The sequence below is a fragment of the Halomonas sp. M20 genome (genome assembly GCF_020622265.1).
Lineage (GTDB): Bacteria > Pseudomonadota > Gammaproteobacteria > Pseudomonadales > Halomonadaceae > Modicisalibacter.
Map to the genome: position 1 here is coordinate 693,448 of NZ_JACNMQ010000001.1, position 23,315 is coordinate 716,762.

The 23,315-nt window shown below is 59.7% G+C and carries 19 protein-coding genes and 1 pseudogene; 12 read left to right on the plus strand and 8 right to left on the minus strand.

Going from position 1 to position 23,315, the window contains the following annotated elements:
- Positions 1 to 35: 35 nt before the first annotated feature.
- Entirely contained in the window at positions 36 to 1,442 is a 1,407-nt protein-coding gene (locus tag H7850_RS03235) for an FAD-binding oxidoreductase (RefSeq protein WP_227367946.1), read from the minus strand.
- A 230-nt stretch (positions 1,443 to 1,672) separates the two neighbouring features.
- Here H7850_RS03235 and H7850_RS03240 point away from each other — a divergent pair, with 230 nt between their 5' ends.
- Together H7850_RS03240 and H7850_RS03245 are read left to right on the plus strand one after the other, a co-directional pair.
- Positions 1,673 to 2,389: a winged helix-turn-helix transcriptional regulator gene (locus tag H7850_RS03240; RefSeq protein WP_227367947.1), complete on the plus strand. Its 717-nt coding sequence runs from the start codon at positions 1,673 to 1,675 to the stop codon at positions 2,387 to 2,389.
- 194 nt (positions 2,390 to 2,583) lie between these two features.
- Positions 2,584 to 4,326: an endo-1,4-beta-xylanase gene (locus H7850_RS03245; RefSeq protein WP_227367948.1), complete on the plus strand. Its 1,743-nt coding sequence runs from the start codon at positions 2,584 to 2,586 to the stop codon at positions 4,324 to 4,326.
- 38 nt (positions 4,327 to 4,364) lie between these two features.
- Here H7850_RS03245 and H7850_RS03250 read toward each other — a convergent pair whose 3' ends face one another.
- Together H7850_RS03250 and H7850_RS03255 are read right to left on the minus strand one after the other, a co-directional pair.
- Complete coding sequence (locus H7850_RS03250; protein ID WP_227367949.1) at positions 4,365 to 5,156, minus strand: helix-turn-helix transcriptional regulator; 792 nt, start codon at positions 5,154 to 5,156, stop codon at positions 4,365 to 4,367.
- A gap of 40 nt (positions 5,157 to 5,196) precedes the next feature.
- A complete protein-coding gene (locus tag H7850_RS03255) occupies positions 5,197 to 5,850 on the minus strand; it encodes a hypothetical protein (protein ID WP_319799259.1) in 654 nt (217 codons plus the stop codon).
- Here H7850_RS03255 and H7850_RS03260 point away from each other — a divergent pair.
- A pseudogene (locus H7850_RS03260) lies at positions 5,779 to 6,003 on the plus strand (aldehyde dehydrogenase family protein); the annotation flags it as partial. The gene H7850_RS03255 and the pseudogene H7850_RS03260 sit on opposite strands and share 72 nt — an antisense overlap.
- Positions 6,004 to 6,231: 228 nt before the next feature.
- Complete coding sequence (locus tag H7850_RS03265; RefSeq protein ID WP_227367950.1) at positions 6,232 to 7,923, plus strand: endo-1,4-beta-xylanase; 1,692 nt, start codon at positions 6,232 to 6,234, stop codon at positions 7,921 to 7,923.
- Between the two features lies 1 nt (position 7,924).
- On the opposite strand, the gene H7850_RS03270 is transcribed toward H7850_RS03265, so the two are convergent.
- Entirely contained in the window at positions 7,925 to 8,764 is an 840-nt protein-coding gene (locus tag H7850_RS03270) for an MBL fold metallo-hydrolase (RefSeq protein ID WP_227367951.1), read from the minus strand.
- On the opposite strand from H7850_RS03270, the gene H7850_RS03275 reads away from it, so the two are divergent.
- Positions 8,763 to 8,936, plus strand: a complete 174-nt coding sequence (locus H7850_RS03275; protein WP_227367952.1) for a hypothetical protein — start codon at positions 8,763 to 8,765, stop codon at positions 8,934 to 8,936. The two genes, H7850_RS03270 and H7850_RS03275, sit on opposite strands and share 2 nt — an antisense overlap.
- 45 nt (positions 8,937 to 8,981) lie before the next feature.
- Here the strand turns inward: H7850_RS03275 and H7850_RS03280 are convergent, their stop codons facing one another.
- The 4 genes from H7850_RS03280 to gatC all read right to left on the minus strand — a co-directional run bounded on the left by H7850_RS03280 (position 8,982) and on the right by gatC (position 13,079).
- A complete protein-coding gene (locus H7850_RS03280) occupies positions 8,982 to 9,533 on the minus strand; it encodes a cupin domain-containing protein (RefSeq protein WP_227367953.1) in 552 nt (183 codons plus the stop codon).
- Positions 9,534 to 9,757: 224 nt separating this feature from the next.
- Positions 9,758 to 11,209, minus strand: coding sequence for an Asp-tRNA(Asn)/Glu-tRNA(Gln) amidotransferase subunit GatB (gatB, locus tag H7850_RS03285; protein WP_227367954.1), 1,452 nt, complete (start codon positions 11,207 to 11,209; stop codon positions 9,758 to 9,760).
- Entirely contained in the window at positions 11,209 to 12,669 is a 1,461-nt protein-coding gene (gene gatA / locus H7850_RS03290) for an Asp-tRNA(Asn)/Glu-tRNA(Gln) amidotransferase subunit GatA (protein WP_227367955.1), read from the minus strand. Before gatA ends, gatB begins: the two co-directional genes overlap by 1 nt.
- A 122-nt stretch (positions 12,670 to 12,791) precedes the next feature.
- Positions 12,792 to 13,079, minus strand: coding sequence for an Asp-tRNA(Asn)/Glu-tRNA(Gln) amidotransferase subunit GatC (gene gatC, locus H7850_RS03295; RefSeq protein ID WP_227367956.1), 288 nt, complete (start codon positions 13,077 to 13,079; stop codon positions 12,792 to 12,794).
- Between the two features lie 165 nt (positions 13,080 to 13,244).
- Between gatC and H7850_RS03300 the strand changes: the two genes are divergently transcribed.
- The 7 genes from H7850_RS03300 to tldD all read left to right on the plus strand — a co-directional run bounded on the left by H7850_RS03300 (position 13,245) and on the right by tldD (position 23,242).
- Positions 13,245 to 14,282, plus strand: a complete 1,038-nt coding sequence (locus tag H7850_RS03300; protein ID WP_227367957.1) for a rod shape-determining protein — start codon at positions 13,245 to 13,247, stop codon at positions 14,280 to 14,282.
- A 58-nt stretch (positions 14,283 to 14,340) separates the two neighbouring features.
- Positions 14,341 to 15,264 carry a rod shape-determining protein MreC gene (gene mreC, locus H7850_RS03305; protein WP_319799267.1) on the plus strand — a complete coding sequence of 308 codons (924 nt, stop codon included), beginning with the start codon at positions 14,341 to 14,343 and terminating at the stop codon, positions 15,262 to 15,264.
- Positions 15,261 to 15,749: a rod shape-determining protein MreD gene (gene mreD, locus H7850_RS03310; RefSeq protein WP_227367958.1), complete on the plus strand. Its 489-nt coding sequence runs from the start codon at positions 15,261 to 15,263 to the stop codon at positions 15,747 to 15,749. Before mreC ends, mreD begins: the two co-directional genes overlap by 4 nt.
- Entirely contained in the window at positions 15,749 to 16,336 is a 588-nt protein-coding gene (locus H7850_RS03315) for a Maf family protein (RefSeq protein ID WP_227367959.1), read from the plus strand. The genes mreD and H7850_RS03315 overlap by 1 nt, the downstream gene beginning before the upstream one ends.
- 78 nt (positions 16,337 to 16,414) lie before the next feature.
- Positions 16,415 to 17,878 carry a ribonuclease G gene (gene rng / locus H7850_RS03320; RefSeq protein ID WP_227367960.1) on the plus strand — a complete coding sequence of 488 codons (1,464 nt, stop codon included), beginning with the start codon at positions 16,415 to 16,417 and terminating at the stop codon, positions 17,876 to 17,878.
- A gap of 4 nt (positions 17,879 to 17,882) precedes the next feature.
- On the plus strand, positions 17,883 to 21,791 hold the full coding sequence (locus H7850_RS03325; protein ID WP_227367961.1) for a YhdP family protein: 3,909 nt from the start codon (positions 17,883 to 17,885) through the stop codon (positions 21,789 to 21,791).
- The gene (gene tldD, locus H7850_RS03330) at positions 21,788 to 23,242 is read left to right on the plus strand and encodes a metalloprotease TldD (protein WP_227367962.1); all 1,455 of its coding nucleotides are present in this window, start codon (positions 21,788 to 21,790) and stop codon (positions 23,240 to 23,242) included. Before H7850_RS03325 ends, tldD begins: the two co-directional genes overlap by 4 nt.
- The last annotated feature ends 73 nt before the right edge of the window (positions 23,243 to 23,315 follow it).

A 23,315-nucleotide genomic window follows, 5' to 3' on the forward strand; every position in this document is an offset into this window, starting at 1 on the left:
AGTAATATCGCCTGAACTTCAACATCCTGCGAGGTTCAGGCAACAGCCTCCTCGATACCCGGGACAATGTTGAGGTTCATACGAAACAGGTTATCCGGATCGTAACGCCGTTTAAGCATCTGCAACCTGGGATAGTTGACACCGTAGGCAGCACTAACGCGCTCTCCTTCGTCTTCGGTGAGGAAGTTCACATAACCGCCACCGGTGGCGTGAGGAACCATGTCATTGAAGGTATGTCGGGCCCATTCGCGACAGACCGTGTCATCGGCGGCGTCCTGCCAGCGAGCATGGACGTTCATCACGTACTGCGCATCGCGGCCGGTATAGGCTGTCTCCGTGATACCAACGCGAGCCATGGCTCCGCCCAGTTGCGCAATGAATATTTCGCACTCGGGCCCGGGGTTACGTGCTGCCGCTTCGATCATGATGTCCAGCGCCTCGTCGCCGAGCCGGCTGACATTGTGGGATTTCCAGTAGTTACGTGCGCCGGCGGTGAGCAGAGGGTCGAAGGCGGCCTGAAAGGCCGTGTAGGAGTGTGGGGTCAGCATTTGACCGACGGGAGTCCCAAAATTCAGTAGCGGTCTGGCTGTGCGTTCACCTTCTGCCATATCGCCGGCATAGACCACTGCCAACACGACGACATCCTTACCATGTATCGATTCCGGCAAGAACGGTAATGGTGGAGCCTTGCGCAAGATGGCCCAGACGCTGAGTTCGTCCGGCGCGTTCAGTGTGAAATCGCGCCAGGCGCGCAGTACCGCGCCGGCCTCATCGAAGGGGTAGACGACCAGCCCGGAATACACTTCGGGACCGACAGGGTGTAGTTGCAACTCGAATGATGTCACGACGCCGAAGTTACCGCCGCCGCCGCTAATGGCCCAGAACAGGTCGGGCTCCTGGCTGGCGGAGACCCGGTGCAGTTCGCCATCGGCGGTGACGATGTCCGCCGAAAGCAGATTGTCGGCGGTCAGGCCATGCTTGCGGGTCAGCCAGCCGAAGCCACCGCCCAGGCAAAGCCCGGCAATGCCAGTGGTGGAGTTGATGCCAAGCGGTGTCGCCAGGCCAAAGCCCTGGGTTTCATGGTCGACCTGCCCGAGCAGAGCACCAGGATCAACCCGGGCCGTGCGGCTGGCCGGATCGACATGTACCGAACGCATCCGAGACAGGTCGATCATAAGGCCACCCTCCGCGGCAGCATTGCCGGCAATATGGTGGCCGCCGCCGCGTACGCTCAGCAGCATGCGATTTTCGCGCGCGAAGTTGATGGCGTGGCGAACATCAAGGCTCCCGGTGCAACGAGCAATTATCGCCGGATGGCGATCGATCATGCCGTTCCACAGTGCGCGTGCACTATCGTAATCACCGTCGCCAGGTGTCATTACTGTCCCACGTAGTGTATTGGAAAACGCTTCGATGCTGGCGGCGGTGAGGGGATTTGTCATGCCGTCCATCGTACGATAGAGGATGGTGTTCATTGTTTTACCCGACTTGTTCAAATGGTATGAGCCAGTGACTTCGCTGCGAAGGGATCGTCGCTGGTGTATATGGTGGTTCCAGACCCAGAGGCCGCTGTGCATTGGTGTGGATTCCGGTCCATACTTTGATTTTGATCCGTTATCGGGAGCGGTCAACATCAGTATCTGAAGTGCAAGCGGTGTTCCCGGGAGGCTCCATGAGTTCGATATCGCATGCCGGTTATGGTCAGTTCTGCCCTGTGGCCATGGCCTCGGAGCTGGTCTGCAAGCGTTGGACGACGCTGATCCTGCGTGAACTTCTAAGCGGAAGTCATCGCTACGGTGAGCTGCGTAAAGGCCTGCCACGCATTTCACCGGCGCTGCTCACCGATCGCCTCCGCGAACTCGAAAGCAAGGGTGTGATCCGACGTGCAGTAACCGATAAAGGCGACAACTGCTACTTGCTGACGGAAGCCGGAGAAGCGCTGCGGCCCATCGTCATTGCACTGGGCGTGTGGGGGCACCAGTGGGTAGAAAGCTCGGCGTCGCTAGCCAATCTTGACCCATCCTTATTAATGTGGGATATGCGCCGCAATCTTGACCCTCGGCCGTTACCGAAGCGACGTAGCGTGGTTCAGTTTGTGTACCGTGACCTGCCTCGCGCGAAGCAGCGTTGGTGGCTAGTGGTCGAAGCGCAGGGCGAGGTCGATCTATGCTATGGCGATCCTGGTTTCGAGGTGGATTTGCGAGTCGTTGCCGAGCTAAGAAGCATGACGGCCATCTGGATGGGATTCGTGACCCTTGCTGATGAAATCGACCGGGGTAATGTGCAGTTGATCGGTGAACCCGGCTTGAAACGCACAATCGATGCCTGGCTGGGAGTTAGCCCTTTCGCCAGTAAGAATGGCGAAAGGGCTACCCAAGGCGTTGCTTAAGATGACAGATAAGGTTCATTGCTGGCAGATGACTGCGATATAGGCAGTTTCTTGTTTTCCGGTTTGAATTTTTTTCGATTCTGTCGATCTGCCTATCTGTCCTCAGGAGGCAGGCTTTTTAATGGAGGAAGTCATGCGCAGCGTTGCCCTGTCAGCGGCTAGTATCGGCGCATGTTCTGGCAACGGATTACGCTATGAGAGTAAATTTGCTTGAGAAAAAACGCTATTGGTGGGGACATGCATGGAAAGGATTGGCCTGTATCGCCCTGGTGGCCTTGGGTACCGGCTGCGTGAACGCCAATGACAAGGTCGAGCTGCTCGATAAAGATTGGACGCATCTGGCTGGCGCCGAGATGGTCGATGAGGGTGTGCGCATCGAAGGGCTGGGGCGCGCCATCGTGCCCACCGACGATGCGGACGACCAGACCCCGGTTGCCAATCCGCCCATCAATCTGCGCGGCCCGGTACTGCGGGTAAAAGGGGATTTTGCCTTATCCGCCAGGCTATCGCGCCTGGAATCTTCACCGGATGACAGCGCCTACCTGACGATCTACGGTGAACTGCCCTTGACCCAGGACGAATGGCGCCAGGACGGGCGTGCGGTGACCTTGGGCCTGGAGGGCAACGATCTGATCGTCGAACTGCAGAACGGCATCGACGATTACGAACGCCATGCCTACCCCTTGCCGGCAAGTGCGATGAGTCAAGGGACTGACGTGAGTCTGGCGCGTATCGGCGATCGGTTCAGTATTCGGATCAATGATGAGACCGTGGCGCTCATCGACGATCCGGGGCTATTCGACTCGGGCGTGCTGTGGTTCGGGGCGTCAGCCAGTGAGGACGGCGAATACCTGCTTCAATCACTGACGGCGCGCCCGCTGGATAGGCGCTCCGAGGTGACCATCATGGATAATCAAATACCGGTGTTGAGCGCCGAAGAGGAAGTGTCCGCGGCGACCTCCTTGCGTCATCTGGCCGAGAAAAACCACCCCCGACTTTACATCGGTACCGCGGTAGCCGCGATTCCACTGCTCAGTGACAAGAAGTATGCGCGCATTCTGGCCCGGGAATTCAGCATGGTGACGCCGGAAAACGCCATGAAATTCCAGTTCATCCATCCCGGCCCGGATAGCTACGCCTTTGCCGACGCGGATGCCATCGTCGATTTCGCCCAGGCTAACGACATGGCGATACACGGTCACACCCTGGCCTGGAAGGAAGCCCTGCCGCGCTGGGTAACCGGGTCGGATTATACAGACCAGCAGCTCAAGGATATTCTGGCAAAGCATATCGCTAAGGTAGTGGGGCGCTACAAGGGGCGCGTTCAATCCTGGGACGTGGTGAACGAGCCTTTCGAGCCTTTTGGCGCCACCTTGCGTACCGGTTCACCCTGGTATCAGTCCATGGGTAAGGATTACATTGCCTTTGCCCTGCGTGAGGCGCATCGGGCCGATCCCGAGGCCAGGCTCTACATCAACGATTACGCGCTGGAGCACCCGGGTCCCAAGTCCGACGCCATGCACGCGCTGGCTAAGTCACTGCTCGAGCGCGGCGTGCCCCTGCACGGTATCGGTTTTCAGATGCACGAGGACATGACGGATGATTACCAACCCGTCGAGGCATCGGTATTTCGCGACAACGTGCAGCGCTTCATCGATCTGGGCCTCGAGGTGCGTATCTCTGAAATGGACGTGAACCTGCAGGATAACGACTCCCAGGAGCGTTTGCAGCAGCAGGCGGAGTACTACCGCTCCATACTCGAACTGGCCATGGATATTCCCGCCTTCACCGCTTTCTCGACCTGGGGTTTCACCGATCGCTACTCATCGCTGCAGGAGTGGTGGGAGGCGGATGGCTTCGGCAATGGGCTGATTTTCGACGCCAATCATCAGCCCAAACCGGCCTACTTCAGTCTGCAGGAGGCGTTGAAGGAGTGAGGTTTGCCCCATGACATTATCGAAGCAGCCTGACTCGGCTATCCCTGCTGCTGAAACAGCATGAATTGCCGAAATAGCTCTGCCTGACTGCTGATGTTGAGCCGGGCATAAAGACGCTTGCGATGGTTCTTCACGGTGCCTTGAGTGATGCCGAGCTCCTGGGCGATCTCCGGTGAGCTGTGACCGCGAAGGATCAGCCAGGCGACGTCTCGCTCCCGTTCGCTGAGTACGTCCTTGCCGAAGTCCTGCAACAGGGAAGGGGCTTCCTCCTGGGTCGATAGGTGAAGGCTGTTGGCGAGCCAGAACTGGCGAATCAGGGCGTCGAGCAATGGGAATAGATACGTCAAGATGGCGAGGACATAGGCCGGCTCCAGTGTCCTGTTGCGCCGATAGAAGCCGAAAGAGAGCGACAAGCACTCAGTATTCCCCAAGGCGAAAAAGGCGCTGGCCTCGTCATGCAGTCCTAGTTCGCGGTAGTAAGTAGCGAAATAGTCGCTGGCTCGGAATTCGCTGGGAGCCAACTCATCCAACGACCAGACGCCTGGAATACGTCGCTGCTCCCAGTGCTGAAACATCGGGTCGAGCAGATACATTCCGTCAATATAGGGTGCCAGCGTTCGCCGGAAGAGCGTGTCATCCAGATTGTGCTCGAGCAGCGTAGGGCGTCCGTGGGCGGGAAAATGAAAGGCGGCATGGCTGATATTGGGGAAATAGGCTTCGAGCATTTGCCCCAGGCCGGCAAGGAATTCCGGCGAGCGAATTTGGCCTGCCAGCCTGGCGACCGGTGTCAGGCTGGCAGGAGGGATGGCAGGACGTTGTAGGTCGTTCATTCAAGAGTTGCTGGTCGGGCAGAAGAATCCTGACCTTAACTCAGCGAATCGATTTTACCAATGCGGCCGCCTTGTCGATCCAGGGGCTCTGGTGATCCTGCAACGATTGCTGCCCCCAGCGGGCGATCTCGTCGTTCATGGGGTCGACGGCGGCGATCTGGCTTCCACAAAGGGTCTGAATCACGGCATGGCCACAGAAGGGCACATAGCCCTCTGAATAGCCCCCCTCATGGATCATGACCAGACGGCCAGCGCAGAGCCGCTCGGCGGCCTTCATCAGCGCCTGAGTCATCTGAGCATAGCTGCGGCTGTTGAGTAGCATGCAGCCCAACGGATCCATGGCGCTAGCATCGAAGCCGCAGGCCACCACGATCAGTTCGGGTCGATAGCGCTCAAGCGCTGGGATCACTACCTCCTGGAGCGTGGCCCGATAGGCGCCGATACCGCTGCCGGCAGGCAGAGGGATGTTCAGGTTATAGCCGAAGCCGGCATCAACGCCGCGTTCATCGTGGCCACCGCTGTCCTGAGGGTAGTTGTTATCGTGATGGATGGATATCGTCAGAACGTCATCGCGATCCCAAAATGCCTGCTGGGTGCCGTTGCCGTGGTGGACGTCCCAGTCGATGACGGCCTGGCGGCGGGGTTCTGGAGCCAGGATATCGATCGCATCATGCGTGTCGCGCGGTGGCTGCATTCGGGGCAGGTGTTCGTCAACAACTGGGCCGGCGGTGACCAGACGGTGCCCTTCGGTGGCGTCAAGCAATCCGGCAACGGTCGCGACAAGTCGCACCACTCCCTGGAGGAGTATTCCGAGCTCAAGACCGTGTGGATGACCCTGGCAACCTGATAATGGGGCTATCCCGGGTTGCAAACTGCTGAGCAGGATTGAGCCTTTTCATTCTAGCCGGTCATGAGCCTTAGGGGTTCGTGACCGGCTTTTTAATGGAAGAACTCAGGCACCACAATCGCGTTTCAAACGCTAGTATCGTTCAAGGTTTTACCGTTGGGCGATAACATGAGAATAAAGGCGCGTGAGAAAAAAAGAGGTCGCTGGCGGAGGTGTGGATGTAAAGGATTGGCCCTTGGTGCCGTGCTGTTATTGAGTGTCGGCTGTATGAACAGTCGCGGCAGTGTCGCGCTACTCGATTATGACTGGACGCATCTGGCGGGCGCCGAGAGAGTTGATGAAGGTGTGCGCATCGAAGGGCTGGGGCGCGCCATCGTGCCCACGGAGGATGCGAAGGATCAGACACCGGTTTCCAACCCGCCCATCAATCTGCGCGGCGCGGTACTGCGAGTAAAGGGGGATTTTGCTTTGTCCGCCAAGCTATCGCGTCTGGAATCTTCACCGGATGATAGTGCCTATCTGACGATCTACGGCAAACTGCCTCTGACCCAGGATGAGTGGCGTCAGGATGGGCGTGCAGTGACTCTAGGGTTGGAGGGTGACAGTCTGATCGTCGAGCTGCAAGATGGCATCGACGATTCCGAGCGTCATGCTTATCCCTTGCCGGCTTCAGCGAGCGACGAAGTCAAATTGGGCCTGGCCCGGATTGGCGAATGGCTCAGCATTCAGATCAATGGCGAGACCGTTGGGCTACTCGACGAACCAGGATTGTTCGACTCGGGGGTGTTGTGGTTCGGAGCTTCCGCCGATGAGGGCAGCGAATACCTGCTGCACTCACTGAAGGCACGAGCGCTTAGTAAGCGATCCACGGCCACCGTTGCGGACAATCAAATACCGGTGTTCGGCGCCGGGGAGAAAGCGCAACCCGGTTCCGCCCCCGCTTCCTTGCGCCGCCTAGCCGGAAAGAACCATCCCCAGCTTTATATCGGGACTGCGGTAGCCGCGATCCCACTGCTCAGCGACAAGAAGTATGCGCGCATTCTAGCTCGGGAATTCAACATGGTGACACCAGAAAACGCCATGAAATTCCAGTTCATCCATCCGCGCCCGGATCGCTATGCCTTCGCCGATGCGGATGCCATCGTCGATTTCGCCGAGGCCAACGACATGGCGGTGCATGGTCATACTCTGGCCTGGAAGGAAGCGCTGCCGCGCTGGGTAACCGAACAGGATCATGGCGCTGTGCGCATTCGTGAAATCCTCGCGGAACACATCGCCACGGTGGTGGGGCGTTACAAGGGGCGCATTCAGTCCTGGGATGTGGTGAACGAGCCTTTCGAGCCCTTTGGTGCCACCTTGCGCATCGGCTCACCCTGGTATCAGACAATGGGTAAGGATTACATTGCCTTTGCCTTGCGTGAGGCGCATCGCGCCGATCCCGAGGCGAGGCTCTACATCAACGATTATGCGCTGGAGCATCCGAGTCCCAAATCCGACGCCATGTACGCCTTGGCGGAGTCACTGCTCGAGCGCGGCGTGCCCCTGCACGGTATCGGCTTTCAGATGCACGAGGACATGACGGATGATTACCAGCCCGTCGAGGCTTCTGTATTTCACGACAACGTGCAGCGCTTCATCGATCTGGGCCTCGAGGTGCGTATCTCTGAAATGGACGTGAACCTGCAGGATGACGCCTCCCAAGAGCGTTTGCAGCAGCAGGCGGAGTACTACCGCTCTATACTCGAACTGGCCATGGATAACCCGGCCTTCACCGCCTTTTCGACCTGGGGTTTCACCGACCGTTACTCCTCCCTGCAGGAGTGGTGGGATACGGACGGTTTCGGCAATGGGCTGATTTTCGACGCCAATCATCAGCCCAAACCCGCCTACTTCAGTCTGCAGGAGGCGTTGAAGGAGTGAGTCAGCGATTACCGACACTCTTGCCGTGATTCGGCCGGGCTACCTCGTCGAAATGCTGGACCAGGTGCTCGAGCCCGGGAGTCAACTCCTCCTCCGCAAGAGCCAGACCATGGCCGGTCATGGCCACGCGAGGCTTCAACGCCGCCAGCCGCTGTACGGACTCCCGGGCGGCGTCCCAGTCCGGAGTGAAATAGCGCGGCGGCCCGTTAATTTCCTTGCGCTGAGTGAGCACCTGGTAAAGCTCGTCCTGGCGCACGGTGACGAAGGCATCGCCGGCGATTAATGCACGATCCGCTTCGCGGAAGAATGACACGTGCCCTGGCGTGTGGCCTGGGGTATGGAGCCACTGCCAGTCCGGCAGTCCGGGAACGCGGCCATCCTCGGGCAAGGCCTGGATATACGGGCGCAGATCCACCGGGCGGGTGGGGAAGTAGCGCGAGAGCTTGGCCACCAGACCGCCTTCCACCTTGTCGTCGCCTTCAGGGTAGTGCTTGTCGCCGGTTAGGTAAGGCATTTCCAGCGGATGGGCATAGACCGGCACCTTCCAGTGTTCGGCAAGCTCCACCACCGCGCCCACGTGATCGAAGTGTCCATGGGTGAGCAGAATGGCCCGGGGTTTGGCATTGTCGCCGAAGCGTTGATGCACGGTCTCGAGAATCTCTTTCTCGGTATCGGGCATGCCCGCGTCTACCAGCACCCAGTTTTCAGGATTATTGGGTGCGCCTACCATATACAGGTTGACGATCTGTACGGTCAAACCCAGCACATCCGGCAGTATTTCGTGGGTGTTACCGCTTTCTTTACTGGTGAGCGGCATGGGGTTCAGGGGATCCTGTGGCATGAAAACCTTCCTTGGAATGGCCTGGCAAATGCGAGCCTATCTGTCCGATAGGCAGGCGTCTGAGATGGGCAAGGCGTTGGCGCGGTTCAAACACCCGCTGATCATCGGTGCCAGCAGGGTGCCAACAGAGAGCGTCATTGCAACAACAGCCTATGTTCCCTCTAAAGGCTAGCTTGCAAATCATTGATTGGCAAAATTAAAAGACGACGGATCTGACTCAAAAATCCTTCGCCGGTGTGCAGCAACTTACCAAGCGACAAGGTATGTCGCCGAGGTTGCGAAAACGGTGCGGTATATTGGTGTTGAAGTAGTAGGCTTCCCCCGGTCCGAGTATCCGGATATCGGCGCCGATGGTGATCTCGATTTCGCCTTCCAGTACCGCACCGGCTTCTTCACCGCGATGGGCGATCATCTCACGACCGGTATCCGCACCCGCTGCGTAGGTCTCGATCATGAAGGAGAGGGCACGATTCTCCCGGTTGGCGCCGACCAGATGAAAGATCACGTCGCCACTACCGATATTCGGTAGTTCATCGCGGCGATAGAACACTTGATCGGTATTCTCCAACTCCATGGTAAAGAAGTCCCCGACGCTAATGGGAATGGCGTCGAGGATCTTCTTCAGTGAGCTGATCGAAGGGCTGACCTTGTCCTGCTCGATCAACGACAGGCTCGAATGCGTAACACCGCAGCGCTTGGCCAGTTCACGCTGAGAAACACCTCGCAATGTGCGCAGAGCGCGCAAGCGAGGACCGACACTGTCCGACATCCTGGTATGGCTCCTGAAATTCGTTGTGTGACAACATTGGTTCCCGAGGGCAGACCGCCGCGAAGGCGCTGTGAACCCTTCCTTGGGCGCTACATTTGCCATCTGACCGCCATGGATGGCGGAAATGCCGGAATTGCATGGAGCTTTTTCCGGCCATGGCGAATGACCTTCGCTTTGGTCTGCCCGCGGCAACTCCCGGCTGGTGTATAACACAGGAAATCGTTTCAGATCTGGTCGAGTTTCTGCTTGAGCAGGACATTGACCTGCTGCGGGTTGGCGGTGCCTCGCGAGGCCTTCATCACCTGGCCGACGAAGTAGCCGATCATCTTGCCCCGCTTGTCCGGATCGGCGTTCTGATACTGAGCGACCTGGGGCGGACTTTCTGCAATCACCTGATCGATCATGGCCTCGATGGCGCCGGTGTCCGTGACCTGCTTGAGCCCTTTGGCTTCGATGATGGCATCGGCACTGTCGCCTTCGCCATTCCACAGCGCGGCGAATACCTGCTTGGCCGCCTTGCCGTTGATGGTCTCATCCTTCACGCGAAGCACCAGCTCGCCAAGCTGCTGCGCCGTCACCGGGCTATCGTCGATGCTCATGTTTTCCCGGTTGAGCTGCCCCGAGAGTTCGCCCTGCACCCAGTTGGCCGCCAGTTTCGCATCGCCGCAGACCGCCTTGACCGCTTCGAAATACTCCGCCATGGGGCGGCTGGAGGAGAGCACCCCGGCATCGTAGGCGGACAGCCCCAGTTCGTTCTCGAAGCGTGCGCGCTTCTCCGCGGGCAGCTCCGGCAGGGTGCTGCGCAGATGATCGACGTAGGCGCGGTCCAGCACCACCGGCAACAAGTCCGGGCAGGGGAAATAGCGATAGTCGTTGGCTTCTTCCTTGGTGCGCATGCTGCGGGTCTCGTCCGCCTCCGGGTCGTACAGGCGGGTTTCCTGCACCACCTGGCCGCCGTCCTCGATCAATTCGATCTGGCGCTCGACCTCGAAGGCGATGGCCCGTTCGACGAAGCGAAACGAGTTGACGTTCTTGATCTCGGCCCGGGTGCCGAAGGTCGCCTGACCTTCCGGGCGCACCGAGACGTTGACGTCGCAGCGCATCGAACCCTCGGCCATGTTGCCGTCGGAAACATCCAGATAGGTCACGATGGCATGAATGGCGCGCAGGTACGCGACAGCCTCTGTGGCGGAGCGCATGTCCGGCTCGGAGACGATCTCCAGCAGCGGGGTGCCGGCACGGTTGAGGTCGATGCCGCTCATGCCGTGGTAGTCTTCATGCAGGGATTTGCCGGCATCTTCTTCCAGGTGGGCGTGATGTACCCGGATGCGCTTGGTCTTGTCGTCGCCCAGCACGATTTCGACCTCCCCCGGGCCAACGATCGGATGATACATCTGGCTGGTCTGATAGCCCTTGGGGAGGTCCGCATAAAAATAGTTCTTGCGATCGAAAATGGAGACTTCCGGGATCTCGGCGTTGATGCCCAGGCCGAACTGCACCGCCATGGCGACGGCGCTTTCATTGAGTACCGGCAGTACGCCGGGCATGCCCAGATCCACGGCGCAGGCCTGGGTGTTAGGGGCGGCGCCGAACGCGGTGGAAGCCCCGGAAAAGATTTTCGACTGGGTGGCAAGCTGAACGTGGACTTCAAGTCCAATCACGGTTTCCCACTGCATCAGCTGTTCTCCTCACCAAAAGAGGGCCGTTTGAGATGCCAGTCCGTGGCCTGTTGGAATTGATGAGCCACGTTGAGCAGCTGCGATTCGGCGAAATGCGGGCCCAGGATCTGCAAGCCGGTGGGACGCTGGCCGACGAAGCCTGCCGGCACGCTGATGCCGGGAATGCCGGCGAGATTGGTGGCGATGGTGTAGATATCCTGCAAGTACATCGAGAGCGGGTCCTTGTTGGCGCCCAGGTCGAAAGCGGGGGTCGGGGCGGCTGGCCCCATCAACACGTCGACTTCATCGAAGGCATCGAGGAAATCCTGGCGAATCAGCCGGCGCACCTGCTGTGCCTTCTTGTAATAGGCGTCGAAGAAGCCTTCGGACAGGGTGTGAGTTCCCATCAGTATACGTCGCTTGACTTCGGAGCCGAACCCCTCCGCGCGGCTGCGCTTGTAGAGATCGATGAGATCAGAAGGATTCTCGCAGCGGTGACCGAAGCGTACGCCATCAAAGCGTGACAGATTCGATGACGCTTCCGCTGGTGCAATCACGTAATAAGCGGGAATGGCTAGATTGGTATGGGGTAGGCTGATGGCCTGCACGCTGGCCCCCAATGACTCATATACCTTGATGGCTTCGCGTACCGCTGCTTCCACTTCAGGGTCGAGCCCCTCGCCAAAATACTCCTTGGGCAGCCCGATACGAAGGCCCGTCAGCGGGGCGTTCAACTCGGCCCGGTAGTCCGGCACGCCACGAGTGACGCTGGTGGAATCCCGTGGGTCGTGGCCCGCGATAGCGCCCAGCAGCAGCGCGCAGTCCTCGGCGCTGCGCGCCATGGGGCCGCCTTGGTCGAGGCTCGAGGCATAGGCCACCATGCCATAGCGGGATACCCGGCCATAGGTGGGTTTGAGACCGGTGATGCCACAAAAGGCGGCAGGTTGACGGATCGAGCCCCCGGTGTCGGTACCGAGTGCTGCAGGCGTAAGCCCTGCGGCGACCGCCGCGGCGCTGCCTCCAGAGCTTCCACCGGGCACGGCGGCAAGATCCCAGGGGTTCTTCACCGGGCCGTAGTAGCTGTTCTCGTTGGAAGAGCCCATGGCGAACTCATCCATGTTGGTCTTGCCCAGGCTTACGGTGCCGGCGGCGGCCAGCCTTTCCACCAGGGTGGCATCATAGGGCGATACGAAATTGTCCAGCATGCGGGAGCCACAGCTGGTGCGTACGCCTTGAGTACAAAACAGATCCTTCAAGGCCAGGGGCAGGCCGTTCAAGGGGCCGGCATCGCCCTGACGGCGGGTGGCGTCCGCGGCGTCGGCGCTAGCCTGGGCCTGCTCTGGGGTCACGGTGATGAAGCTGTTGATTTCACCATCCAGACGCTCGATACGACCAAGGAAGTGATCGGTCAATTCACGACTTGAGAAATCGCCGGTGGTCAGTCCTGCGGCAAGTTCTGTGAGTGTCTTGTCATGCATGTAATAAGTGGCTCTCTTGTCACTGTATCCTGGCGCTATAAATGACGTACTGCCAGTCGACGAGGTTGCGAGAATGTTCGAGTGATCCTGCTGGCGTATTCAGCGTGCACGGCTTGCCCGTCTTACTCCACTACCCGGGGAACGAGATAAAGGCCGTCTTCCACTGCGGGCGCACAGCGCTGAAAACGCTCCCGCTGATCCTGTTCGGTCACTTCGTCGACGCGAAGATGCTGGGTGGTATCCAGCGAGTGTGACAGCGGCGCGACATGTTCGGTGTCCACGGCCTGCAGGCTATCCGCCATCTCCAGAATGCGACTCAGGTCATCCACGTAGCTTGCGGCCTCTTCGTCACTCAGGCCAAGACGCGCGAGATGGGCCGCACGACGCACGTCGTCGAGTTCAAGTGCCATATCGATTTCCCATAAAATTCATGATCATCGAGCTCAAACAGGCAGGATGATCAATGTAATGAAATAGAGGCAAAAGGTATCATAACTCCTTGCTTGCCGCGCCTCCCCCACGATGATAACGTTTGCGCCAGCACAGGGGCTTCGGTTACTAGGTGAAACACTTTCATGTTTAAACGCTTAAGGGGGCTGTTTTCCAGCGATTTATCGATCGATTTGGGAACCGCCAATACACTGATTTACGTACGCGGCCGCGGTATCGTCCTGGACGAACCCTCGGTGGTTGCCATTCGCCAATCCGGTAGCACACGCTCCGTCGCGGCTGTCGGAATAGACGCCAAGCGTATGCTGGGCCGGACACCGGGCAATATTACCGCAATCCGCCCCATGAAAGATGGCGTCATTGCCGATTTCACCGTGACCGAGCAGATGCTGCAGCATTTCATTCGCAAGGTTCACCAAAGCACTTTTCTCACGCCTAGCCCTCGGGTACTGGTCTGCGTGCCTTGCATGTCGACCCAAGTGGAGCGCCGTGCCATCAAGGAATCCGCCGAAGGCGCTGGGGCCAGAGAAGTCTTTCTGATCGAGGAGCCGATGGCTGCCGCAATCGGCGCCGGTTTGCCCGTCGAAGAAGCCCAGGGCTCCATGGTAGTGGATATCGGTGGCGGAACCTCCGAGATCGCGATCATCTCTCTCAATGGCGTAGTCTACTCGGAATCGATTCGTATTGGGGGCGACCGTTTCGATGAAGCGATTACTGCCTATGTACGTCGCCATTACGGTAGCCTGATCGGTGAGGCCACCGCAGAGCGTATCAAAGAAGAGATCGGTTGTGCCTATCCCGGGGGCGAACTGCGCGAGATCGATGTGCGCGGTCGCAACCTGGCCGAAGGCATTCCCCGCAGCTTCACGCTCAACTCTCACGAAATTCTCGACGCCCTGCAGGATCCCTTGGCTTCGATCGTCTCCGCCATCAAGAGTGCCCTGGAGCAGTCGCCGCCGGAGCTTGCCTCGGACATCGCCGAGCGTGGCCTGGTGCTGACCGGGGGCGGGGCGCTGCTGCGGGATATCGACAAATTGATCGCCGAGGAAACCGGCTTGCCGGTCATCGTGGCCGAAGACCCCCTGACCTGCGTTGCACGCGGTGGCGGCAAGGCTCTTGAAATGATCGATCGCGACACCTTCGAACTGGTATCCAGCGACTGATTTCCGCGGACACGGACGCTTTGGCGCCTCGTGTTCGTCGGCCGGCGGAGGAAGGTCTATCAAACCGCTGTTCTCGCAGGACCCGGCATCGGGTTATCGCATGTTGCTGTGCGCCATTGTTGCCTTTGCCCTTATGTTCGCCGAACAGCGCGTACCGCGCATGGCGGATCTGCGCGCCCATCTGACCACCGTCGTGGCGCCGGTGCAATGGCTGGTGAGCCTCCCAAGCGATGCCTTGTCCTGGGGGGCTTTGGTGATTTCCGATCAGCGCCAGCTAATCGATGAAAACCGTCAATTACGCGAACAACTCCTCAAGCTCTCTCGCCGTGTTCAGCGCATGGCAAGTCTCGCGGCAGAAAATGTACGGCTGCGTGAACTGCTCGATGCGGCGCAGCGAGATGATATCCCTTATGTGACGGCCCAACTGTTGTCGTTGGATTCCGATCCCTTCACCCATCAGATGGTCATCGATCGCGGCGGAGTCGATGGTGTCTATAAAGGGCAGCCGGTCATGGATGCTTCGGGGTTGATCGGGCAGGTCATGTCGGTTTCCGCCTATACCAGTCGCGTGCTGATGCTGGCGGATGCCAGCCATGCCGTTCCGATTCAAATCAATCGCAACGGTTTACGTTTCATCGTTCAGGGCACCGGCGCCTATAACCGGCTCCTGGTGATGCACGTACCCGATACCGCGGATATCCGCGAAGGCGATCTTCTGGTGACGTCTGGTCTCGCCGAACGTTTTCCTGAAGGGTATCCGGTGGCACGGGTGACCGAAGTGGTTCACGATCCCGGCGAGCCTTTTGCCAATGTGGCGGCCAGGCCCATTTCCCAGCCCGAGCGCTCGCGCCATTTCTTGCTGCTGTTTCCGCCGCCGCCGGTGGAAGTTGCCTTGGACGCGCTGGACGCGGCCATTCTTGCTGGCGGCGGTGAGCCCTTGCTTGATGCAGCGCCTATCGCTGAACCCCGGGAGGCGCCATGAGCCAGAGGCCGCTACCCGCGCTGTTGCTGATCTGGTTTACCCTGCTTCTGGCACTGTGCCTACAGGTGATGCCGCTGCCGGATGCCTGGCTGGTCTGGCGCCCTGAATGGCTGGGGCTGATGTTGATCTACTGGTGTATCGCAGCGCCCAGGCGGGTGGGTATCTTCCATGGTTTCGTACTCGGGCTGCTGCTTGATCTGATCGAAGGTTCTCCGCTGGGTCAGAACGCGCTAGTGATGTCGCTTCTGGCCTATCTCGCCTTGCTGGTTCATCAGCGCATGCGCGCCTATTCCCTGGCACAGCAGTCGATACTGATATTGGTGCTGTTGGGAATCGCGCAACTGATCGAGCAGTGGCTGCGCACCATGTTCGGGCCATTTTCCATCAATCTGGCCTTTTTACTTTCGGCATTGATTGGCGCCGTGCTGTGGCCCTGGTTGTATACCATGCTGCAGGCGCTGCGCCGCAAGCTCGGGGGGCTCTGATGTCAGCGCAGGCGCCCGTCTTGCTTCGTCTGGCTTCCGCATCACCACGCCGGCGCGAGCTTCTGGCCTCGATCGGGCTTGTCGCCGAAGTAATGCCGGTGAATATCGATGAAACGCCGAAACCGGGTGAGCCCGCCATCGAGTATGTTCTGCGTCTGGCCCGGGCCAAGGCAGAAGCCGGTGCCTTGGATACCCTGCTGCCGACCTTGGGCTCGGATACCGCGGTGGTGCTCAATGGCCAGATTCTAGGCAAGCCGATAGATCAAGCTCATGCCCGGCAAATGCTCGAGGGACTTTCCGGGCGGTGTCATCAGGTCATGACCGCGGTGGCGGTTAGCGGCCCGCAAGGGTTGCTTTCGCTGTGTGTGACCACCCAAGTGACGCTGCGCACCATTGCAACCCAGGAGATCGACGCCTACTGGGCTACCGGCGAGCCCATCGACAAGGCCGGGGGCTATGCTATCCAGGGGCGCGCCGCCATCTTCGTCGAACATCTCGAGGGCAGCTATTCGGCGGTGGTTGGATTGCCGCTTTACGAGACCTCACAGCTGTTGCTGCGCCAGGACGTCTCTTGCTGGCCAGTGTAGAACCCGTTGGATTCACCATTCTAAAGCGCTGTGGCTATGTCATAATTGTGTCTTGCCCCAGCGATCAAGGATCTATGCATGAGTGGTGAAGTACTGATCAACTTGACGCCGATGGAAACTCGAGTGGCGGTGGTCGAGAACGGCGTACTGCAGGAAGCTTTCATCGAGCGTAGCCGGCGCCGGGGCATCGTCGGCAATATCTACAAGGGCAAGGTGGCCCGAGTGTTGCCAGGCATGCAGGCGGCGTTCATCGATGTCGGCCTGGAGCGAGCGGCGTTCATTCATGTTCACGAGGTCATGCCGCCTCACACGCCCAATGACGAACAGGTCTCGATCAGTCAACTGCTGCAGGAAGGGCAGCCCCTGGTAGTTCAGGTGACCAAGGACCCGATTGCCTCCAAGGGGGCGCGGCTCACGACTCATCTCTCGGTGCCTTCCCGTTATCTTGTCTACATGCCCGACGCCTCTCATACCGGGGTGTCTCAACGTATCGAAGATGAGGGTGAGCGTGAGCGCCTGCGCACCCTGGTGGAAGAGTGTCTAGTCGAACTCGACTCCCAGGCGCCCGGAGGGTTCATCATTCGTACCGCCGCCGAAGGCATTGGTCGGGACGAACTGATCACGGACATGCAGTATCTGCTGCGCCTGTGGCGCAAGGTCGGCGAACGTCGCATCGACGCCCCGGCCCCCAGCTGTATATACGACGACCTGCCGCTGTTCATTCGCACCCTGCGGGATATGATGCGCGACGATATCGAGAAGATACGCATCGACTCCCGAGAGAACTTCCATCGGCTCAAGGAGTTTGCCGAGGAGTTCATGCCCGGCATGGCCGAGCGCATCGAGTACTATCCCGGCGAGCGGCCGATCTTCGATCTGTTCAGCGTCGAGGATGAGATACTCAAGGCGCTGGGGCGCAAGGTGCAACTCAAGTCCGGCGGCTATCTGGTGATCGATCCCACCGAGGCGATGACCACCATCGATGTGAACACCGGCGGCTACGTCGGCCATCGCAACCTCGAAGAGACCATCTTCAAGACCAACCTCGAGGCTGCCACCGCCATCGCCCGCCAGCTCAGGCTGCGCAATCTGGGCGGCATCATCATCATCGATTTCATCGACATGGAGGATCTCGAGCATCAGCGTCAGGTGTTGCGGGTACTCGAGAAATCCCTTGAGCGTGATCATGCCAAGAACAAGCTGACCGGTGTCACCGAACTGGGGTTGGTACAGCTGACGCGCAAGCGCACTCGGGAGAGCCTCGAACAGGTGCTGTGCGATTCCTGCCCCACCTGTCAGGGTCGTGGCGCTCTGAAGACACCGGAAACCGTGTGCTATGAAATTTTCCGCGAGATCATGCGGGAGGAGCGCGCTTACAGCCCTGACACCTATATGGTATTGGCCTCCCAGGCAGTGGTTGATCGCCTGCTCGACGAGGAGTCTTCCGCCGTGGCGGATCTGGAAATCTTCATTGGCAAGACCATTCGTTTTCAAGTCGAGACCCCTTATTCTCAGGAGCAGTACGATATCGTGCTGATGTAGTCCTATGAGCCCGTACCGCATCGCTTTGCGCTGGGTGCTGACCCTCATCGCTCTGGGGCTGGTTGTACTGGCCTTGCTGTTCAGCGGTTTGCGTCTGGCGATCAACCAGATCGATGTGCTGCGCGATGAGTTGAACGAGCAGCTCACGAAGCAGTTCAATGCCACTCTGCAGACTCGAGACCTGCAGGGTAGCTTTCATGGTTTTGATCCTTTCCTTGCAATCGACAACCTGCAGCTGGTCTCCCACCGCCCGGCAAAATCGTTGCCGCTGATGGAGATCCGGCATATCCGGGCGCGTCTGGATACCCTGGCTTCCTTACGCGCTGGATATCCGATACTCGACGAGGCGCGCATCGAGAAGGCGACGCTGCATCTGTATCAGGATGCCCTAGGCCGCTGGAAATGGCCGGATCCAGCCGAGCTGCCCGAAGAACTTGCCCTCGAGACGGATTTCGAGATCGAGAGTCTGGATGACGCCGTCGCCACTCTGCTGCGTCAAGAGGCGGTGGTAGAGGACCTGCGTCTGGTGCTGCATGGCGTCAGCGACACGCTGACATTGACGGCACCTCGCTTGCTCATGACCGGCGACGCCAAGCGTGCCCATGTGGAAGGTACACTATTCGTCGAGGGTGAATCCTCCAGCGCCATTCAAGCGGTGTTGGAACTGCTGCCTGGCCAGACCGACTGGACGAGACCCAGCGCTATCTTGCAGGCCCGTGCCGACTTGGGTGCGATGTCGCGTCTGGGCACCGTTCTGACCGGGCAAGAAGACATCTACATGAAGCAGGTCGATGGTCGGGCAACGCTTTGGGGGCGCTGGCAAGAGGGGCGTCTGGAGGATGCCCGAGCCAGTTTCGACATCGGTCGGCTGGTGCTCGAAAGCAACGCGCCTGAAAGTGAAGCCTCTGAACCTGAGATGCCGAAGAATAGAGTCGAACCGCTAGTGCTCGAGAACCTCGCTGCCAGAGCCCAGTGGCTACGCGGCAAGGAGGACAATTGGCAGGCCTGGATCAACGCTCTGCCCAAATCCGAGAAGCAGGAAGCGTCCTCGCCCTTTCCTCAGCGGCTATATGCCCAGGGCAACAATGCATCCTGGCAGCTGCGCAGTGCGCCTTTCGAGCTTGGTCCGGTAACGACCTGGCTGCAAGGCCTGCCACTTGCTGAATCGCTGGGCCAGGTTCTCTCCACGCTTTCACCGCGTGGCCATGTGGCCGGGTTGGCACTGGAACAGGACAAGGGAGGCTGGCGCGCCCAAGTGGCCTTGCAAGACACTGAAGTATCTCCCTGGCAGGGCGTGCCCGGAGTTGGGCCTCTCGATGCCTGGGTCAGCGTAAACAACGGGCATGGCAGCGTGCGTTTCGTCGAGCAACCTGGCATGACTCTGGCCTTCCCCGAGGTGTTTGCCGCGCCGCTGGAACTTTCAAAAGCGCGGGGGAAAATCGACTGGATACTGGGTGACGGCACCTTCAGCATTGGCGGCGAAAATCTTGCGCTGACCTGGCGTGACGCCAAGGTAGAAGGGGGGTTTCGCTTCATCGCTCCCGGTCAAGCGCCCCCGGAACTCGAGCTGAACCTCGATATGCGCGACGTGAATGCAATCGACACTCCCCTGATGCAGTGGCTGCCGGTCAAGGTGCTCGCGCCGGAACTGTCGGAATGGCTTTCCGGAGGCATTGCCGGCCGTGTACCGCAAGGCAGCTTCTATCTCAAAAAGACCCTGGACGGCGATTCAAGCGATGATCCTGACAGCGACGACGCACCCTTCGACGGTGAGTTACGCCTCGGATTACAAGTCGAGCAGGGGCGACTGCCTTATGATCCGGAGTGGCCAGCGCTCGAGAATGTCAGTGGTGAAATGATCTTGCACAACGACAGTCTCCAGGCGACGGTTGCCCATGCCGAAACCCATGGCCTGGTTACCGAAGATGCCCAGGTCGCCCTTGAGAACGAGCGATTGAGCGTGCAAGGGCCGGTTGGCGGCACGATTCAGGCGCTGTTTGATTTTCTGGGGGCTAGCCCGATTGACGGCGCCGAAATCTTCACCGGGTGGCAGGCAAGCGGAGCGGTGGACGGTCAGCTGAGCCTTGCGGTCCCCATGGACGATACCGATGCAATGACACTGGAAATAACGGCGTCGGCGAATGCGCCGCAACTGGTCTTTCCGGATATAGATCTTGTACTTGGTAGCGTCAATGGCGACTTGCGCTATCGCCACGCAGAGGATGAGGATTTCCTGACGGGCACTCTTGGTGCCCGTGCCTTCGATGGCCCTGTACTGGCGAATTTTGACGTCGGTGGCGAAGGCATCACGCTGGAAGGTCGTGCCCTGGCGACCGGTTTGCTCGAATGGGGTGGCTTGAGCGAACTGAGTGGTCTCCTGAGCGGCTACTTTCCTTATTCCGCTCAGATCGATCTGCAGAGCGAGCAGCCAACGTTCGTCTTGAATAGCGGGCTCGAGGGGCTAAGTATTCATTTGCCCGCGCCTTTCGGCAAGCCCGCTGCCGAACGCGTGCCCCTGCATATAGAGTCGGTTCCCGGGCGTCGATTCAGTGCGCAACTCGCAGATCGTCTACGGCTGCGCTGGCGCCAGCAGGGCCAGGATAATCAGAGTCCGGGGCAAGGGCAGATATGGCTCGAACGCTGGCCCTCGGTCCCTCGATGGCCTGACGGTAACGGCTGGGAAGCGGCCTGGCAGACGCCGCGTCTCGATATCGAGCCTTGGCAGGAGGCGCTGGCGCGTCTTGGTTCCTTGAACGTAGCGGCAGAGGGGGGTGAGGAGTCGGCAGGCAAGGGCTCCGATATGAGTGCGTTGAACAGCGTGCGTCTCGATACCCAGTGTCTGCACCTTGAACAGCGCTGCCTCGGCTCGTTGCAGGCAGTGTTCAGGCCACGGGGGCAGGGTTGGCAATTCGATTTGGGCGGCAGCCTGGTGGAAGGCCGCGGAGACTTTCTGCCGACTCAGCCACAGCCGCTGTCGCTGGTACTGTCCCGCCTGGCCCTGGATGGTCTGATCGACGAGAGTGAATCCGAGTCACCCCCCGAGTTGGCCAGCGAGATTGCGACCGCGCCGGAGGCGGCGCCCTTTCCGACAACATTGAACCAGGTGCCCGATGGCAAGGTTAGTGTCGATAGGGTCTTGTACAAGGGGCGTCAGTTCGGCCCTTTGACGGCGAACTGGAAAGCATCCTCCCAGCGGCTGCAGGTCGCTCCGCTGAGATCCACGTTCGGGCAAGTGCAACTCGATGGCGAGTTCACCTGGGAAGCCGCCGGGCCTCAGGCAAGCCTCACGCGTTCCAAGATTGCCTTGAGCGGAGGAGACATAGGCACCTTGTTCGAGTCTCTCGGCCAGCCGGTCGCACTGCGTAGCACCGATACGGACGTGCAGACACGTCTGGCTTGGCCAGGCGCCCCGTGGCAGTTTGCCCTGGAGCGCTCCCGAGGAAACATCGATGCGACCCTGAGCGATGGCAGTTTCCTGACGCTGGACTCATCCTCGGCAAGGCTCATCGGTCTGCTCAATATCAACAACCTGTTGCGGCGTCTACGCCTGGACTTTGCCGACGTGACCGGGCAAGGCACTGCTTTCAACAGTGTGAAGGGCGGTGCGACGCTGTACGATGGACGGCTGGAAACCCGTGGACCCATTGAAATCGATGGTCCCTCTACCCAATTTAGTCTCAATGGCAACGTAAATCTTCTGCAGCGTCAGTTGGATTTGTCTCTAGGAGTGACCGTTCCTATCAGTCAAAACCTGCCTTTAGCAGCGGTGCTGGTGGGTGCTCCCTACATTGGTGGAGCCCTGTTTCTGGCCGACAAGCTATTCGGCGGCTGGATCGACAAGGTCACGCGAATCTATTACAGCGTGCAAGGCCCCTGGGCCTCGCCGCGAATCACCGTGGAAAATGCCGAATGACGCAATCGACGAAAGCGCCTCTCGACGAGGCCACTGCCATACTGTTGACCCCGGGTGGTCTTGATGCCGCGGCGCTCGACACCGGGCTGGATCATGCCATGGGGGTGGGTATCGACTACGCCGATCTCTACTTCCAGCGCAGCTGGCATGAAAGCTGGGTGCTCGAGGATGGCGAGGTCAAGGATGCCAGCTACAGCATCGACGGGGGCGTCGGTGTGCGCGCCCTGGCCGGTGAAAAGACCGGGTTTGCTTATTCCAATCAGATCACCGCGGGGGCTCTTGCGGATACCGGACGCACGGCCTCGGGGATTGCACGTAGCGGCTCGCGTCTAACCAGCCAGCCGGTTCAAGCCGGCGGCGCCCCGCTGCGCTATGCGGGCATCGACCCCTTGTCGGGGCTCAGCGCCGAAGACAAGATTGCGCTACTCAAGCAGGCGGATCGTGTTGCACGAGAAGCGGATCCGTCCGTTTCTCAGGTGACGGCGTCTCTTACCGGAGTGCATGAAGTCGTGCTGGTTCGCGCAAGCGACGGCACCCTGGCCGCGGACATTCGCCCGCTGGTGCGCTTCAACGTTAGTGTGATTGCCGCCAAGAACGGGCGGCGTGAGCGGGGTAGCGCCGGCGGTGGCGGGCGCTACGCCATGTCACGACTGCGCGATGAGAACGTGGCCGAGCGTTTTGCCAAGGAGGCGGTGCGTCAGGCGCTGGTCAATCTCGAGGCGCTCGATGCTCCCGCCGGCCAGATGCCGGTGGTGCTGGGCTCCGGCTGGCCAGGCATTCTACTACACGAAGCGGTCGGACATGGTCTTGAAGGCGACTTCAATCGCAAGCAGAGCTCCGCCTTCGCCGGACGCATGGGACAGCGAGTGGCTTCTCCTGGTGTGACCGTGGTGGACGACGCCACCTTGGCGGATCGTCGTGGCTCGATGACCATCGACGACGAGGGTACGCCGGGGGCTTACACGCCCTTGATCGAAGACGGCATCCTGGTGGGCTACATGCAGGACAAGCTGAACGCACGGCTGATGAACATGGCACCCACGGGTAATGCGCGACGCGAATCCTTTGCCCACATGCCGATGCCGCGTATGACCAATACCTACATGCTGGCGGGCCAGGATGATCCGGAAGACATCATCAAGAGCGTCAAGCGTGGGCTGTACGCGGTCAGCTTCGGCGGCGGCCAGGTGGACATCACCTCCGGCAAGTTCGTGTTCTCCGCGAGCGAAGCGTACATGATCGAAGATGGACGCATCACCGCGCCGGTCAAGGGCGCTACCTTGATCGGCAACGGCCCGGAAGCGATGGGGCGGGTGTCGATGATCGGCCACGACATGGCTCTTGATACCGGCATCGGTGTCTGCGGCAAGGAGGGCCAGGGTGTGCCGGTGGGGGTGGGCCAGCCGACGTTGAAGTTAGATGAATTGACAGTCGGCGGCACCCAGTCCTAACGAACGTGCCTGCGCTTGCTCATGCGGCGTTGAACATCGGCTCGGCATGCTCATTTACTAAAGTAAACTCCGC

Bases quoted from the DNA above. Each gene is read 5' to 3' on its own strand.
- H7850_RS03235 (WP_227367946.1), bottom strand. From the start codon at position 1,442: ATGACAAATCCCCTCACCGCCGCCAGCATCGAAGCGTTTTCCAATACA.
- H7850_RS03240 (WP_227367947.1), top strand. From the start codon at position 1,673: ATGAGTTCGATATCGCATGCCGGTTATGGTCAGTTCTGCCCTGTGGCC.
- H7850_RS03245 (WP_227367948.1), top strand. From the start codon at position 2,584: ATGAGAGTAAATTTGCTTGAGAAAAAACGCTATTGGTGGGGACATGCA.
- H7850_RS03250 (WP_227367949.1), bottom strand. From the start codon at position 5,156: ATGAACGACCTACAACGTCCTGCCATCCCTCCTGCCAGCCTGACACCG.
- H7850_RS03255 (WP_319799259.1), bottom strand. From the start codon at position 5,850: ATGCAGCCACCGCGCGACACGCATGATGCGATCGATATCCTGGCTCCA.
- H7850_RS03275 (WP_227367952.1), top strand. From the start codon at position 8,763: ATGAAAACCTTCCTTGGAATGGCCTGGCAAATGCGAGCCTATCTGTCC.
- H7850_RS03270 (WP_227367951.1), bottom strand. From the start codon at position 8,764: ATGCCACAGGATCCCCTGAACCCCATGCCGCTCACCAGTAAAGAAAGC.
- H7850_RS03280 (WP_227367953.1), bottom strand. From the start codon at position 9,533: ATGTCGGACAGTGTCGGTCCTCGCTTGCGCGCTCTGCGCACATTGCGA.
- gatB (WP_227367954.1), bottom strand. From the start codon at position 11,209: ATGCAGTGGGAAACCGTGATTGGACTTGAAGTCCACGTTCAGCTTGCC.
- gatA (WP_227367955.1), bottom strand. From the start codon at position 12,669: ATGCATGACAAGACACTCACAGAACTTGCCGCAGGACTGACCACCGGC.
- gatC (WP_227367956.1), bottom strand. From the start codon at position 13,079: ATGGCACTTGAACTCGACGACGTGCGTCGTGCGGCCCATCTCGCGCGT.
- H7850_RS03300 (WP_227367957.1), top strand. From the start codon at position 13,245: ATGTTTAAACGCTTAAGGGGGCTGTTTTCCAGCGATTTATCGATCGAT.
- mreD (WP_227367958.1), top strand. From the start codon at position 15,261: ATGAGCCAGAGGCCGCTACCCGCGCTGTTGCTGATCTGGTTTACCCTG.
- H7850_RS03315 (WP_227367959.1), top strand. From the start codon at position 15,749: ATGTCAGCGCAGGCGCCCGTCTTGCTTCGTCTGGCTTCCGCATCACCA.
- rng (WP_227367960.1), top strand. From the start codon at position 16,415: ATGAGTGGTGAAGTACTGATCAACTTGACGCCGATGGAAACTCGAGTG.
- H7850_RS03325 (WP_227367961.1), top strand. From the start codon at position 17,883: ATGAGCCCGTACCGCATCGCTTTGCGCTGGGTGCTGACCCTCATCGCT.
- tldD (WP_227367962.1), top strand. From the start codon at position 21,788: ATGACGCAATCGACGAAAGCGCCTCTCGACGAGGCCACTGCCATACTG.